The organism is Neobacillus cucumis, from assembly GCF_016908975.1.
In the GTDB taxonomy this organism is placed as follows: Bacteria; Bacillota; Bacilli; order Bacillales; family Cytobacillaceae; genus Neobacillus; species Neobacillus cucumis.
Map to the genome: position 1 here is coordinate 1 of NZ_JAFBEX010000011.1, position 14,869 is coordinate 14,869.

12 protein-coding genes and 1 rRNA gene are annotated in these 14,869 nt (G+C 39.0%); 5 read left to right on the forward strand and 8 right to left on the reverse strand.

Annotated features, from left to right (window positions below; all coding sequences use genetic code 11):
• From JOC76_RS15570 to dnaA, 8 genes are all read right to left on the reverse strand, one after another.
• A 16S ribosomal RNA gene (locus JOC76_RS15570) occupies window positions 1-95 on the reverse strand; the annotation flags it as partial.
• 602 nt (window positions 96-697) lie between these two features.
• Window positions 698-3,229 (reverse strand): DNA gyrase subunit A, encoded by a 2,532-nt coding sequence (gyrA, locus tag JOC76_RS15575; protein ID WP_205178945.1) that lies wholly within the window; start codon window positions 3,227-3,229, stop codon window positions 698-700.
• Window positions 3,230-3,319: 90 nt separating this feature from the next.
• Complete coding sequence (gyrB, locus tag JOC76_RS15580; protein WP_205178947.1) at window positions 3,320-5,248, reverse strand: DNA topoisomerase (ATP-hydrolyzing) subunit B; 1,929 nt, start codon at window positions 5,246-5,248, stop codon at window positions 3,320-3,322.
• 57 nt (window positions 5,249-5,305) lie between these two features.
• Window positions 5,306-5,554: an extracellular matrix regulator RemB gene (gene remB / locus JOC76_RS15585; RefSeq protein WP_205178949.1), complete on the reverse strand. Its 249-nt coding sequence runs from the start codon at window positions 5,552-5,554 to the stop codon at window positions 5,306-5,308.
• A 12-nt stretch (window positions 5,555-5,566) separates the two neighbouring features.
• Window positions 5,567-6,682 carry a DNA replication/repair protein RecF gene (recF, locus tag JOC76_RS15590; protein ID WP_205178951.1) on the reverse strand — a complete coding sequence of 372 codons (1,116 nt, stop codon included), beginning with the start codon at window positions 6,680-6,682 and terminating at the stop codon, window positions 5,567-5,569.
• 18 nt (window positions 6,683-6,700) lie between these two features.
• Window positions 6,701-6,916: a S4 domain-containing protein YaaA gene (yaaA, locus tag JOC76_RS15595; RefSeq protein ID WP_205178953.1), complete on the reverse strand. Its 216-nt coding sequence runs from the start codon at window positions 6,914-6,916 to the stop codon at window positions 6,701-6,703.
• Window positions 6,917-7,174: 258 nt separating this feature from the next.
• The gene (dnaN, locus tag JOC76_RS15600) at window positions 7,175-8,311 is read right to left on the reverse strand and encodes a DNA polymerase III subunit beta (RefSeq protein WP_205178955.1); all 1,137 of its coding nucleotides are present in this window, start codon (window positions 8,309-8,311) and stop codon (window positions 7,175-7,177) included.
• Between the two features lie 197 nt (window positions 8,312-8,508).
• Window positions 8,509-9,855 carry a chromosomal replication initiator protein DnaA gene (gene dnaA / locus JOC76_RS15605; RefSeq protein WP_205178957.1) on the reverse strand — a complete coding sequence of 449 codons (1,347 nt, stop codon included), beginning with the start codon at window positions 9,853-9,855 and terminating at the stop codon, window positions 8,509-8,511.
• Between the two features lie 884 nt (window positions 9,856-10,739).
• Between dnaA and rpmH the strand changes: the two genes are divergently transcribed.
• The 5 genes from rpmH (at window position 10,740) to mnmE (ending at window position 14,744) form a co-directional block, all read left to right on the forward strand.
• A complete protein-coding gene (gene rpmH, locus JOC76_RS15610) occupies window positions 10,740-10,874 on the forward strand; it encodes a 50S ribosomal protein L34 (RefSeq protein ID WP_063255153.1) in 135 nt (44 codons plus the stop codon).
• 212 nt (window positions 10,875-11,086) lie between these two features.
• Window positions 11,087-11,431: a ribonuclease P protein component gene (rnpA, locus tag JOC76_RS15615; RefSeq protein WP_205178959.1), complete on the forward strand. Its 345-nt coding sequence runs from the start codon at window positions 11,087-11,089 to the stop codon at window positions 11,429-11,431.
• Window positions 11,432-11,612: 181 nt separating this feature from the next.
• The gene (gene spoIIIJ / locus JOC76_RS15620) at window positions 11,613-12,386 is read left to right on the forward strand and encodes a YidC family membrane integrase SpoIIIJ (RefSeq protein ID WP_205178961.1); all 774 of its coding nucleotides are present in this window, start codon (window positions 11,613-11,615) and stop codon (window positions 12,384-12,386) included.
• Window positions 12,383-13,006 (forward strand): RNA-binding cell elongation regulator Jag/EloR, encoded by a 624-nt coding sequence (gene jag / locus JOC76_RS15625; RefSeq protein WP_205178964.1) that lies wholly within the window; start codon window positions 12,383-12,385, stop codon window positions 13,004-13,006. The genes spoIIIJ and jag overlap by 4 nt, the downstream gene beginning before the upstream one ends.
• A 352-nt stretch (window positions 13,007-13,358) precedes the next feature.
• On the forward strand, window positions 13,359-14,744 hold the full coding sequence (gene mnmE / locus JOC76_RS15630) for a tRNA uridine-5-carboxymethylaminomethyl(34) synthesis GTPase MnmE (RefSeq protein WP_205178966.1): 1,386 nt from the start codon (window positions 13,359-13,361) through the stop codon (window positions 14,742-14,744).
• Window positions 14,745-14,869: the final 125 nt, after the last annotated feature.

Genomic DNA, 14,869 nt, shown 5'->3' on the forward strand with positions numbered 1-14,869 from the left:
ACCAACAGGAGCAAGCTCCTATTGATTCGCTCGACTTGCATGTATTAGGCACGCCGCCAGCGTTCGTCCTGAGCCAGGATCAAACTCTCCAAGAAGATTGATTAGCTCATTTGTTACGTTGGCTTCATTTCATAAGAAATGAATATTATTGTTTGTTGATGTTTTTGTTTGTTTAGTTTTCAAAGAACTATCCGTCACCCAGAAGCGACTTTATTAATATACCACCGTTGTTTATTTGGGTCAACATATTTTTAATATTTTATTAAATTTTTTTTGGTTTAATTATCTAGATATAAAAAAGAGAAGCAAAGTTTGCTAAAGGGTGAGGGTCGGCTCTTTATCGTTTGGGGGGCGGGTTAAGCACTGGGTTTGATAAATAAGCGGAGAAATTTCTCTTAATTAGAAAATAGTATAGAAAATAACTTAAATAGACGGAGAGATTCCGGCTATTTACACGAAAAACGTAAAAATGGGTAATTTCGCCTTCCGTTAATCGGAAAAACTCCGCTTATATACCCTGAACCGAGCTCTATTCTGCAATCTAACCGGAAAATGTCCGCTTATTTTCCACCCTATGGCTTTACACCAATAAAAAATGAGTGTCAATTTCCATATGAAATCGACACTCATTTTAACTTACATTCCTAATGTTTGTGATAGGAAAAGGAAACCGTTAAAGGTTTGCTCCTTTTTTGTATTACTCTTCGCCATCCGGTTGGTCATTATTTGGACCTTCATTAGTGATTTCCTCATTGTTATCCTCGGAATCACCTTCTAATGCTTCTTCTTGCTCATCTTCCTTTTCTACCTTAGCGACCGTTGCAACAAACTCATTTTCGCTTTCTTTTAAACTAATCAGTTTAACACCTTGTGTATTTCTGCCCATCTGCGAAATCCCGGCAACATCAATTCGAATGAGAACACCGCCAGTGGTAATCAACATCAAGTCTTCTTCACCTGTTACAGCTCTCATTGACACGAGATCACCATTTTTCTCAGTTACATGGCAGGTTTTTATCCCTTTACCGCCACGGCCTTGAAGACGATATTCTGATGACGGTGTACGTTTCCCATAACCATTTTTAGTTACGATTAGGACATCATTATCTTCTTCAAGTACTTCCATTCCAACTACTTCATCATCTTGGTCAAGGGTAATTCCTTTTACTCCCGTTGCCGTACGTCCCATTGATCGAACATCTGTCTCAGGGAAGTGGATGAGCATTCCTTTCTTTGTACCAATAATAATATGTTTGTTTCCATCAGTCAGACGGACAGAGATTAATTCATCTCCTTCACGTAGACTAAGAGCAATCAAACCATTATTTCTGATATTAGCAAAGGAAGACAATGGTGAACGCTTTGAGACCCCTTCTTTTGTCGTAAAGAACAAGTACCAATCGTCAACAAATTCTTCTACTGGAATAATAGCGTTAATCCATTCACCTTTTTCAATACCAAGAAGGTTAATAATTGGGATACCTTTAGCTGTTCGGCTGAACTCAGGTACCTCATAGCCTTTTGAACGATAGACTTTCCCTTTGTTGGTAAAGAAAAGAATCGTATCATGGGTAGAAGTAGTGATTAACTGTTCAACAAAATCATCTTCATTTGTACCCATTCCTTGTATACCGCGTCCGCCTCGTCTTTGCGCACGATATGTGGACACCGGGAGACGTTTAATATAGCCATTATGGGTTAACGAAATAACAATATTTTCACGAGGTATAAGATCCTCATCCTCGATATTCTCAATCCCGCCCATAACAATTTCTGTCCGGCGTTTGTCATTAAAACGTTCTTTAATTTCTAGTAGCTCTTCACGGATAATATCAAGAATCTTCTCTTCGTCTGCTAAAATGGCTTTTAACTCAGCAATTAGCTTCATCAAGCTTTGGAATTCTTCTTCAATCTTTTCTCTTTCCAATCCTGTTAAACGTTGCAGGCGCATATCCAAAATTGCCTGGGCTTGTTTTTCAGAAAGATTAAACTGGGTCATTAAACCTTCACGGGCAATATCGGTTGTGCGGGAGCTGCGAATTAGGGTAATCACGGCATCTAAATTATCTAATGCAATTCTTAACCCCTCTAAAATATGTGCACGTGCTTCAGCTTTGTTTAATTCAAACAATGTTCTGCGGCGAATGACTACTTTTTGATGATCTAGATAGTAGACTAAGCACTGTTTTAGGCTTAATACCTTTGGCTGTCCACCTACAAGAGCCAAGGTGTTAATACCAAAGCTGGTTTGCAGTGCTGTTTGTTTATATAAATTATTTAAAAGGACATTGGCATTGGCATCTTTTCGCACCTCAATGACAATCCGCATACCACGGCGGTCAGATTCATCTCTTAGGTCAGTGATGCCGTCTATCTTTTTATCGCGCGCTAATTCAGCAATTTTTTCAATCAATTTTGCTTTATTTACTTGATATGGTAATTCATTAACAATGATAACTTCTTTACCATTGACTTTTTGTTCAATCTCAACTTTAGCTCGAATGGTAATGGAGCCTCGGCCAGTTTCATATGCTTTTCTGATTCCGCTCCGTCCAATAATGATTCCGCCTGTTGGAAAATCAGGTCCTGGGATAATTTCCATTAATTCTTGGGTAGTGATCTCTGGGTCTCGGCTTACCGCTAAAACCCCATCAATGACTTCGCCCAGTTGGTGAGGCGGGATATTGGTCGCCATCCCTACCGCAATCCCGGTTGTTCCATTAACCAAAAGGTTTGGGAAACGCGCCGGTAAAACAACTGGCTCTCTTTCCTCGCCATCATAGTTATCCTGATAATCAATGGTATCTTTATTAATATCCCTTAATAACTCCATCGAAATTTTGGACATTCTTGATTCTGTGTAACGCATTGCTGCTGCGGCATCTCCGTCAACAGAACCGAAGTTTCCGTGACCATCCACAAGCATATAACGATAGTTGAAGTCCTGTGCCATCCTAACCATTGTCTCATAAACGGCAGAATCACCATGCGGGTGATACTTACCGATTACATCCCCTACGATACGGGCAGACTTTTTATATGGTTTGTCCGCATGGATGCCAAGGTCATGCATTGCGTATAAAATACGACGATGAACTGGTTTTAAGCCATCCCGAACATCTGGGAGGGCACGAGAAACAATAACACTCATTGCATAGTCAAGGAACGAAGATTTCATCTCCTGACTAATATTAATCTCTTGTACTTTAGAACTAGGTGTTTCAGCCATAATTGGTACCTCCTATTGGATCACCCGAAAATCTAGGTAAAAAGAAAAAGGAGGATAGCGGTCAATCCTCTACCCCTTATTCCATGCTAGTTATATATCTAGATTTTTTACATACTGTGCATTTTCTTCAATAAAGTTACGACGTGGTTCTACTTTCTCACCCATTAACATATCAAACGTTTCATCGGCTTCAATGGCGTCTTCTAGACTAACCTGAAGCATGGTTCGAGATGCTGGGTCCATAGTTGTTTCCCATAATTGCTCAGGATTCATTTCTCCTAAACCTTTATAACGCTGAATATTTGGCTTTGGAGCAGCTGGCAGCTCTGCAAAAATCTTCTCAAGTTCTTTATCATTATAGGCATATTCAATCCGTTTTCCTTGTTGAACCTTATAAAGAGGCGGCTGAGCGATATAAATATAACCCGCTTCTAAAATCTTGCGCATATAACGGTAAAAGAAGGTCAAGATAAGTGTTCGAATATGAGCACCGTCAACGTCAGCATCTGTCATGATCACTACTTTGTGGTATCTAGCTTTAGCGATATCAAAATCTTCTCCAATACCTGTTCCAATAGCGGTAATCATTGCCCGAACTTCATTGTTAGATAGGATTTTATCGAGCCTAGCCTTTTCAACGTTAAGAATTTTACCTCTAAGCGGTAAAATTGCTTGGAAATGGCGGTCGCGGCCCTGCTTTGCTGAACCACCCGCAGAGTCACCCTCTACGATGTACAATTCACTTTCTGCAGGATCTTTTGATGAACAATCAGCTAGTTTACCTGGTAAGCTTGACACTTCAAGCGCGCTTTTACGGCGAGTTAACTCCCGAGCTTTTTTAGCCGCGAGTCTTGCCCTTGCTGCCATTAGCCCTTTATCGACGATTTTTCTAGCAACAGTTGGATTTTCCATCATAAATTTATCAAAACTAGAGGCAAAAACAGTATCTGTTATCGCCCGAACCTCTGAGTTACCAAGCTTTGTCTTGGTTTGCCCCTCAAATTGTGGATCTGGATGCTTGATAGATACTATCGCCGTCAATCCTTCACGAACATCCTCACCTGAAAGATTCGTATCATTCTCTTTAATAATACTATTTTTTCTGGCGTAATCATTTATCACCCTTGTTAAGGCCGTTTTGAAGCCTGATTCATGAGTTCCACCCTCATAGGTATGGATATTATTAGCGAAAGAGTAAATGTTATCAGTATAGCCTTCGTTATATTGAAGGGCTACTTCAACACTGATTCCATCACGTTCTCCCTCCATGTAAATGGGCTCTTCGTGAATGACTTCTTTTGTCCGGTTTAAATGTTCAACATATGATTTGATACCACCTTCATAGTGGTATTCATTCTTTTTATTTTCAACTCGTTTATCTTCAATCGTAATCTTTATTCCACGGTTCAGGAAGGCTAGTTCACGTAAACGGGTCGCAAGAATATCATATTCATACACTAATGTTTCTGTAAAAATTTCTCCATCAGGTTTAAAGTGTGTGGTTGTTCCTGTTCGGTCAGTAGTTCCAATCTCAGCTAGTTCTGAGACAACCTGGCCACGCTCAAATTTAATGGAGTAAATTTTACCATCCCGATGAACATATACTTCTAGCTCCGTTGATAGGGCATTTACAACAGAAGCCCCTACACCATGAAGTCCGCCGGAAACCTTATAACCTCCGCCGCCAAACTTACCGCCCGCATGAAGAACGGTCATAATAACTTCAACAGCAGGTCTGCCCATTTTTTCCTGTATATCAACTGGAATTCCACGTCCATTATCTTGTACTGTGATACTGTTATCTTCTTCAATGAAAACATTGATCTCGTCACAGTAGCCTGCGAGTGCTTCGTCGATACTATTATCAACAATCTCCCAAACAAGATGATGGAGGCCTTTTCCACTTGTTGAACCAATGTACATACCAGGTCTTTTTCGAACTGCCTCTAGGCCCTCCAAAACCTGAATTTGATCTGCGCCATATGAACCTTCTACTACTGATTTTTGTTCTAAAGTCATCCTTGTTCACCTGCACCTTCTGACAAAAATATCTCTATATAACCTAAAAAATTTATATTAATATTCGTGTATAATCATTTGATTTGAACGTTTTTTTAAAGTTCCTGAAGCAATAGGGGATAAATAAACCTTTTCTTTTGTAATTATGATTGATTTATAGGGGTTTTTAGACAAGTTAATGACTCGTTCGTTTTGTTGTTTCAAGAATTCTTCCACCAATGGTGAGTGGTTGGCACTTTCTTTATCTAATATAGAAATAATATCTTTTGCCCTAATATTTAAATCTTCCCCGATGTGAATATACATAACCCACCTCAATTAACCTTCTTTAATCGCGCCTGCCTGCACAATATAGGTTGATGCATCTTTTAATGTTTGATGATCGATTCCTTCTACACTTGTCGTGGTTACAAATGTCTGCACTCTCCCTTGAATGGTATTGAGTAAATGGGATTGCCTATAATCATCTAATTCGGATAAAACATCATCAAGTAAAAGAATTGGGTATTCACCAATTTCATTATAAATTAATTCTATCTCGGCAAGTTTAACCGAAAGAGCCGTGGTTCGCTGCTGTCCTTGAGAACCAAAGGTTTGGACGTCTCTACCATTAACGGAAAACAATAAGTCGTCACGATGGGGACCGAACAAGGTGGTACCCCGTTCTATTTCCCTTGCTCTCACCTTAGCAAATTTCTCCTGAAAGCTATCTATCATTTTCGACAAATCTTGTTCTTCTAATACCTCTACTGAAGGTTTATACATAATTTCAAGTGTTTCCAAGCCTCGTGATATTCCTTGATGAATGGGTTTAGCCCAATTTTCGAGTAATCGCAAGAACTCAAATCTCTTCTTCACTACTTTCACAGCCATGTCGATAAATTGCTCGGTTAGAACTTCAAGCATGGTGGGATCGTTTTGTTTTTTGATTTGCATCATTTTCAAATAATGATTGCGTTGTTGAAGTATTTTTTGATACTGACTCATATCATGTAAATAAATTGGCGAAACCTGACCAATTTCCATATCAATAAACCGTCTTCTCACCTGAGGACTGCCTTTGACAATATTCAAATCCTCCGGTGCAAACATAACAACGTTCATATTACCAACATATTGACTTAGCTTCTGCTGTTCAATATGGTTGCTCTTTGCCTTTTTACCCTTTTTTGAAATGACTAGCTCAAGGGGCAGTGAGCTGTGTTGTTTTTGAACCCTACCTTCTATTTTAGCATACTCCTGGTCCCAGCGAATAAGTTCTTTATCATTAGATGTCCGGTGGGACTTAGCCATAGCTAAAACATAAATGGATTCCATGACATTTGTTTTTCCTTGGGCATTTTCGCCTAGAATAACATTTACTTTATTTTCAAACTCAACGAATAACTCGTCATAGTTACGGTAATTTTTAAGAGCTAATTTTTCAATATACATGGTAACAACATCCTTTAGCTATTCGCTAATCACAAATTCGCCAAAGCCGGGTATTCGGATTTTGTCACCCACGCGCAATTTTCTCCCACGTCTTTGGTCTTGCTCTCCATTGATAAAAATCTCATGCTCACTTAAAAACCATTTCGCCATACCGCCTGTTTGAATCACATCGGCAAGCTTTAAAAATTGCCCTAATGTAATATACTCGGTATCCAATTTAATCTTTTCAGGCATTTTTTCATCCTCATTTCTAAAAATGGTCCCAATACTTTATTTTACTAAAAAAATTTGCTGGACACAAAGGAAACTCGAAAAAAAGCAAAAACATTAAGAAAAGCGTAAGCGCCTTGGTCAGCCCCGACAAGCATAAGACGCTCTTTGCCTTCATTTTTGGAGTGGCTGTAGACCATCGAGGGGCTAGGCGCTGGAGCTAGACATCATAAAGAAAAGCCACCAGAAATTTGGTGGCATATAGGAATTTAACTGTGTGATCTAATATGTCCTTACTGGCAGAATAAGCTGCAAAATGGTTTCATCATGATGCGGACGGATGACGAATGGGCGCATCGCACCGGTAAAACTCACTTGAATATCTGTTCCCTCTAATGCTTTGAGCGCATCCATCATATACTTGGCACTAAAGGAGATTTTTAACTCTTCTCCTTCAATAGACTGGCTTTGGATTTCCTCGACTACCTTTCCAATCTCCGGAGTATTGGATGATATTTCAATGGTTCCACCCTCGATAGTGGACAATTTAACGACATTGTTTCTTCCTTCACGTGCTAATAGTGATGCACGATCAATTGCATGGAGGAATTCTTTTGTATTCACCGTTACATCTGTTTTACTCTCGTTTGGAATTAATCTAGACGTATCAGGGTAGTTACCTTCTAATAATCTGGAGAAGAACAATAAATGTTTGGCTTTAAAAAGAATTTGATTCTCCGTAATGACAATTGCCACTAATTCGTTAGAATCATCAATGATTTTATTTAATTCATTTAAGCTCTTACCAGGAATAACCACATTATAAGTTTCTTGGTTTTCCGTTTCAATTTGTGCTTTTCTTAAGGCCAGACGATGGCTATCTGTTGCAATACAGGTTAATTCACCATTTTCGATCTTCCAGTTTACACCTGTCAAGATGGGGCGTGTTTCTGAGGTGGACACTGCAAAATGAGTTTGACGAATCATCGCTTTTAAAAGATCTGTTGCTATATGGAATTTATTATTTTCTTCAATTTGCGGAAGATGTGGATATTCTTCTGCATCAAGACCGTTTAAGTTGAATTCTGATTTTCCAGAGCGAATGACCGTTTGTAATGAACCAAGAACCTCAATTTCAACTGTATCGGTAGGAAGCTTTTTAACAATTTCACTAAAGAATTTTGCTTGGAGGACAATTGCACCAGGTTGTTTGATTTCGACAATTTCATCTCCAGCTTCTTCTTTAGGAATAAAAGATTCAATGGATATATCTGAATCACTTCCGGTTAAGGTAACTCCCTCAGTTGTTGCCACTATTTTGATTCCCGTTAAGATAGGTATAGTCGTTCTGGATGTGACAGCTTTCATTACATCTTGAACACTTTGAACTAATCGGTCCCGCTGGATGATAAATTTCATCGCACTAAATCCTCCGTTTTATGCATATTTTTATGGCTGTTACATATAATAATATTTTTTAAAAAAATAGTAGAAGTACTAGTAGGGCTTGTTAGTATGTGGATAACTCGTATTTTTAATAGAAACACAGCCTATCCACATGTGGACAGACTGTGTATAGCTTCTAAGAAGTTATTCACATTTTAAACAAAAAAAATTTATATTTTTAGAAGTTCGTGCAGTTCCTTCATTTGTTTTTGCAGGGTTGAATCTGTTTGAAGAAGCTTTGAGATTTTTTCATGTGCATGAATAACGGTAGTATGGTCTCTGCCGCCGAATTCCTCTCCTATTTTCGGCAAAGAATAATCGGTTAATTCACGAGATAAGTACATCGCAATTTGCCGAGGAAAAGCAACAGACTTTGTCCGTTTTTTTGCTTTAAAATCTTCTAATTTAATACTAAAATGCTCCCCAACTATCTTTTGAATCTCATGGATCGTAATTACTTTAGGCTTCGAACTTGGGATAATATCCTTTAATGCCTCTGCTGCAAGATCAGCATTTATATCTTTATTAATTAAAGAAGAATAAGCCACCACTCGGATAAGCGCTCCTTCGAGCTCACGAATATTGGAATCAATTTGATTGGCAATATAAAGCATGACTTCATTAGGAATATCTAAACCTTCTGCCTTCGCTTTTTTACGGAGAATCGCAATCCTGGTCTCCAAGTCAGGCGGAGTAATATCGGTAATCAGCCCCCACTCAAACCGTGAACGAAGCCGGTCCTCAAGTGTTGGAATTTCTCTTGGCGGGCGATCACTTGAGATAATAATTTGCTTACTTTCCTCATGAAGAGCATTAAAAGTATGGAAAAATTCTTCCTGGGTTGATTCTTTTCCTGCTAAAAACTGAATATCATCAATAAGTAAGATATCGACATTTCGATATTTATTGCGAAAACTTTCAGCCTTATTGTCGCGGATTGAGTTTATGAACTCGTTCGTGAACTTTTCAGATGATAGATAAACTACCTTTGCAGCAGGATTATGATCTAAAACATAATGACCAATGGCGTGCATTAAGTGCGTTTTTCCGAGTCCAACACCACCATAGATAAATAAGGGATTATAAGCCTTAGCTGGTGCTTCTGCTACCGCAAGCGAAGCGGCGTGGGCAAAGCGGTTGCCTGAGCCAATAACAAACGTATCAAATGTATACTTTTGGTTTAAGATGCCCTGGGGAAATTCAGCATGGTCATCTTCCTTTTTTACCTTTTTAGGCGGCAGCTGCACGTCATTGTCATCTTCATTTTGATTTTGCGGAATGATGAACTTAACAGATAGCTCTTCACCGGTTATTTCATAAAGAATACCCGCGATTAGCTGAGAGTAGCGTTCTTCAAGCCAGTCCCGTGCAAACTCATTTGGAGCTGTAATAACCAGCAGATTACCTTGAAGGGAATGGGCCTTTGTCGATTTAAGCCAGGTATCAAAGCTAGGTTTACTTATCTTTTTCTCGATATTACCCAGCGCTGCATTCCAAAGATCCGCAATATTTTCCAACAAATATCCCTCCTTTTTAGTTTTAATTAAACTATTTATCTTAACTGACACTCACTAATTACTGTCTAACTCCGCACTCATTCTCATAGATGTTCGATGAAAAATGAAATTGTACCGGCAGTACAACCTATTAATTTATAAATATACAAAACAGTGATTGTGGAAAAATATATAATAAGGAAGTAAAGTGGAGTTTCGACAATATCCACCGCTTGTGGACAAGTTTTTACAGAATGCTAGGATAAACTATCCACATGTTATCCACAATTTGTGGATAACGTTAATTTATGATGAAGTTATTCAGAGTGAAAACACAAATATAATAACAAATAATTGCAAGAGGTGCAATGCTTTTTCGTGATTTATCCACAAGTGTAACATTATGTGCATAAAAATTGTCCACAAGCCAATAGTTTGTGTAAAAGCTGTCAATATCGTGTGTGGATAATAAAAAATATGTCGAAAAATTATCCACAACCCAGAAAAGCGGAGGTACCCGGTTAGCGGCGTATGGCCAGGGGCCCGCTTTGACTGAGATAAAGGAAACACAGAGAGCGTCAGCTTTTCCGTGTTGACTTATCGTAGGGAGAAGTGGGATGGCTATTAGCCGCTGGGTACCGGAGCTAGCCAACCCAGAAAAGCGGAGGCGACCGTTAATTAGACGACACCAAAAGCGAAAGATCCTGAACCTATGTTAGAAAATTTTTTAGTAGTATGTGCAAGAATTAAAAGTCCTATTAGTGAAAGATTGCTTAACCGAAAAATATTGGAAATAGGGAATAATCTGTAGAGAGTTGTTGACAATTGCAAGTAGAGGTCTTTATAATAAGTAGGACTGTCAATTAAGTTTAAATTGAGAGCTATTCCTCAGGGAGGTGTCATATATGAAAAGAACATATCAACCAAATAAACGTAAACACAGTAAAGTTCACGGATTCCGCAGTCGCATGAGCTCAGCAAATGGCCGTAAGGTTCTTGCTCGCCGTCGTCAAAAAGGAAGAAAAGTATTATCAGCTTAGACCACTGAAACGTCTCAGTGGTCTTTTTTCTCATTATACTGGAAGCGCTATTAGAAAAGCGGAAGCGCCTTGCCCAGGGGCGCAAGGCTACAGACGAGCAGGCGAGAAGGCTGCACTTTGGCCTTCTTGACGGATTGGCTTAGACCTAAGAGCCCCTAGGTGCTGTACTAGACAATTCTTAAAGAATAAACAAAGATAAAGGAGTTTTTTTTATGAAAAAAGAATTCCGAATAAAGAAAAATAACGATTTTCAAGCTGCCTTTAAGAAGGGCCGATCGTTTGCGAACCGGCAATTTGTGGTCTATTCATTAGAAAAAGGGGATCAAGATTTTTTTAGAATCGGCTTGTCTGTAAGCAAGAAGCTTGGCAATGCTGTTGCCAGAAACAGAATTAAACGGTATGTCCGCCAATCCATCTTTGAATTACAGGACAACCTCACATCCGGAAATGATTATGTCATTATTGCCAGGAAGCCTGTCGCTGAAATGGACTTTTTTGAAGTAAAAAAGAGCCTTACGCATGTCTTAAAGGTTGGAAAAGTACTGAAAAAAAGCTAACTTTTAAAAAAATAGTTAAAATCAACCAGAATAATAAAGACATTCACTCAAAAAAAATGCTAAAATGTTAGCAAAGTGACATGAAACAAACTATTTAGAAAAATGATTATCCTGATACCTATAGAAAAGAAATAATTACATATCAAATAGATTCACATATATAGTAGGGAGGAATTATTGGTTGAAGAAACGAATTCTACTTTCGTTCAGCTTATTATCTGTTTTCTTATTTTTAACGGGATGCAGTGAAATTAAAAAGCCGATTACATCAGAAAGTACAGGTTTATGGAATGAATACATCGTCTATCCTTTATCTTTGCTAATCAAAGAAGGAGCCCATTTACTTGGTGGAAGCTATGGATTATCCCTCATTGTGGTCACAATCGTAGTTCGATTAGCGATTCTGCCGCTTATGATCAAGCAAACGCGGAGTTCTAAAGCGATGCAGGCTTTGCAGCCAGAAATGAAGGCCCTTCGTGAAAAATATAGCTCTAAAGACCAAAAGACACAGCAAAAGCTTCAGCAGGAAACGATGGCACTTTTCCAAAAGCATGGTGTCAATCCAATGGCCGGATGTTTTCCTTTAATTATACAGATGCCGATTTTAATAGGTTTTTATCATGCCATCTCAAGAACGAGTGAAATTGCCTCAGATAGTTTCTTATGGTTCGACCTTGGTGAAAAAGACCCTTATTATATCTTGCCGATTCTTGCTGGGATTACAACCTTTATCCAACAAAAGTTAATGATGGCAGGACAAGAGCAAAACCCACAAATGGCAATGATGCTATGGATGATGCCGATTATGATCGTATTCTTTGCGTTTAATTTCCCTGCAGCTCTTTCATTGTATTGGGTTGTCGGAAATATATTTATGATAGTTCAAACCTATTTTATTAAAGGACCGGATCTCAAAGCGCAAGCTACCGGTAATGCGGGAGGAGCAAAAAAGTGAAACAGGTAACTGCTACAGGACAAACTGTCGAAGAAGCAGTAGAATCAGCTTTAGCTCAATTAAATACCACCAAAGACCGCACAGATGTGGATATAATCGATGAAGGCAAAAAAGGGATATTCGGTATTTTTGGATCAAGGCCTGCCGTTGTCAAAGTAACAGTAATTATCGACCCGCTTGAAGAAGCAAAGAAATTTTTAACACAAGTAAGTGAACAAATGGGAGCACCCGCGGATATTGAAATTAAACGTGACGGTAAACAGGTGACGTTTGTGATGACTGGTGCAAAAATAGCTCTGTTAATTGGAAAAAGAGGCCAAACGCTAAATTCACTGCAATATCTGACCCAGCTTGTCATTAACCGTCATGCTAATCAGTATTTAAATGTGATTTTGGATGCCGAGGATTACCGGAACCGGAGAAATGAAACGTTAATTCAGTTGGCCCACCGGCTAGCAGGCAAGGCCATTAAGACAGGAAAAGATGTGGCCTTAGAGCCAATGCCTTCGTATGAGCGTAAAATTATTCATACTGCTTTATCTGAAAACAGACGCGTTAAAACACTTTCAGACGGATCTGAACCACACCGATTTATCGTCATCACACCAGTGAAGAGATAAACCATAATGATATCAAGACATTCTACTTTTTAGTAGAGTGTCTTTTTTTGTCTTATTTTGTTGATTGAAGTGAGCGCCTGGAGCGTAAATTAACAATTAGTTGAACAGAACCTTTTAAAAGTTAGGCTGTTGATAACTTTCCATTGTGGTCAAAATAAAGGAGGAACTTCATCTTATTGTTATTCACATGTTGATAAGTTAAAATAATAAAAGGACATTATAGATTGTGGATAAGTAGATTATTGAAGTTTGTTCTCTTTTTTAACCGAAAATGATGTGGTATTCTATTTTTTTGGAGATAAATCTGAAAGATATAAAATAGATTCATTTTTTTATTTGTGAGGTGAAGTACATGGAATACGATACAATTGCCGCGATCTCGACACCGATGGGAGAAGGTGCGATTGCGATTGTGCGCCTGAGCGGGGATGAAGCCATCCCAATCGCGGACAAGTTGTTTAAAGGTGTTGGCGGGAAAAGGCTAAAAGAGGCTGCAAGTCATACCATTCACTATGGACACTTATTGGATCCTAAAAAAGGTGAAGTAATTGAAGAAGTAATGGTTTCGGTGATGAAGGGACCAAAGACTTTTACCAAAGAGGATGTAGTGGAGATTAACTGCCATGGTGGAATTGTGTCAGTCAATCGAGTGCTGCAGCATGTCCTAAAGTATGGGGCAAGGCTGGCTGAACCAGGAGAGTTTACAAAACGAGCCTTTTTAAATGGGCGTATAGACTTATCCCAGGCAGAGGCGGTAATGGATTTAATCCGTGCTAAAACTGACCGGGCAATGAATGTAGCCCTTGGTCAAATGGAAGGACGCCTCTCTAACCTGATACGAAGACTACGTCAGGAGATTCTAGAGGTACTGGCCCATGTCGAAGTAAATATTGATTATCCGGAATATGATGATGTTGAAGAAATGACTCACAACCTGCTATTGGAAAAAGCCCATCTAGTACGCGAAGAGATTCAAAAGCTGCTTCAGACGTCTGAGCAGGGGAAAATTTTACGGGAAGGCTTGTCGACGGTCATTGTCGGACGGCCGAATGTGGGGAAATCTTCACTATTAAACAGTCTCGTTCATGAAAATAAAGCAATTGTTACAGATATTCCAGGAACGACTCGAGATGTCATTGAGGAATATGTGAATGTACGTGGCGTTCCGCTTCGATTATTAGATACGGCAGGTATTCGTGAAACTGAGGATATTGTGGAACGGATTGGTGTGGAACGTTCTCGGCAAGTATTAAAAGAAGCCGATTTGATTTTATTAGTCTTGAATTATTCTGATCAGCTGACACATGAGGATGAGAACTTGTTTGAAGTGGTCAAAGGCATGGATGTCATTGTGATTGTAAACAAAACGGACTTACCGCAGCAAATCGATATGGAACGGGTCCAGGAACTGGCTAAAGAACATAAATTGGTTACTACCTCATTATTAGAGGACCAAGGTGTCGATGCTCTTGAGGAAGCTATCTCTTCCTTATTTTTCGCAGGTGCAATTGAAGCAGGTGATATGACCTATGTTTCAAACACAAGACATATTGCCCTTTTAAATCAAAGTCTTCAAACGATTGAAGAGGCGATTGAAGGCGTGGAAATGGGAGTTCCAATTGATATTGTTCAAATTGATATGACCCGGACATGGGAGCTTCTAGGTGAAATTATCGGTGATAGTGTCCATGAGAGTCTAATTGATCAGCTGTTCTCACAATTTTGCTTAGGTAAATAGAAATCTAAGGCAGGCATTCGTTTTACTAATGCCTATTTTCGGATACGATAAATAAAAAGCGTTCTTTTCATTCGAAGTTTGAAGAATGGAGTTAGGAGAAGCAAGATTTCCGCACTGAGTACGGA

Bases quoted from the DNA above. Each gene is read 5' to 3' on its own strand.
- gyrA (WP_205178945.1), bottom strand. From the start codon at position 3,229: ATGGCTGAAACACCTAGTTCTAAAGTACAAGAGATTAATATTAGTCAG.
- gyrB (WP_205178947.1), bottom strand. From the start codon at position 5,248: ATGACTTTAGAACAAAAATCAGTAGTAGAAGGTTCATATGGCGCAGAT.
- remB (WP_205178949.1), bottom strand. From the start codon at position 5,554: ATGTATATTCACATCGGGGAAGATTTAAATATTAGGGCAAAAGATATT.
- recF (WP_205178951.1), bottom strand. From the start codon at position 6,682: ATGTATATTGAAAAATTAGCTCTTAAAAATTACCGTAACTATGACGAG.
- yaaA (WP_205178953.1), bottom strand. From the start codon at position 6,916: ATGCCTGAAAAGATTAAATTGGATACCGAGTATATTACATTAGGGCAA.
- dnaN (WP_205178955.1), bottom strand. From the start codon at position 8,311: ATGAAATTTATCATCCAGCGGGACCGATTAGTTCAAAGTGTTCAAGAT.
- rpmH (WP_063255153.1), top strand. From the start codon at position 10,740: ATGAAAAGAACATATCAACCAAATAAACGTAAACACAGTAAAGTTCAC.
- rnpA (WP_205178959.1), top strand. From the start codon at position 11,087: ATGAAAAAAGAATTCCGAATAAAGAAAAATAACGATTTTCAAGCTGCC.
- mnmE (WP_205178966.1), top strand. From the start codon at position 13,359: ATGGAATACGATACAATTGCCGCGATCTCGACACCGATGGGAGAAGGT.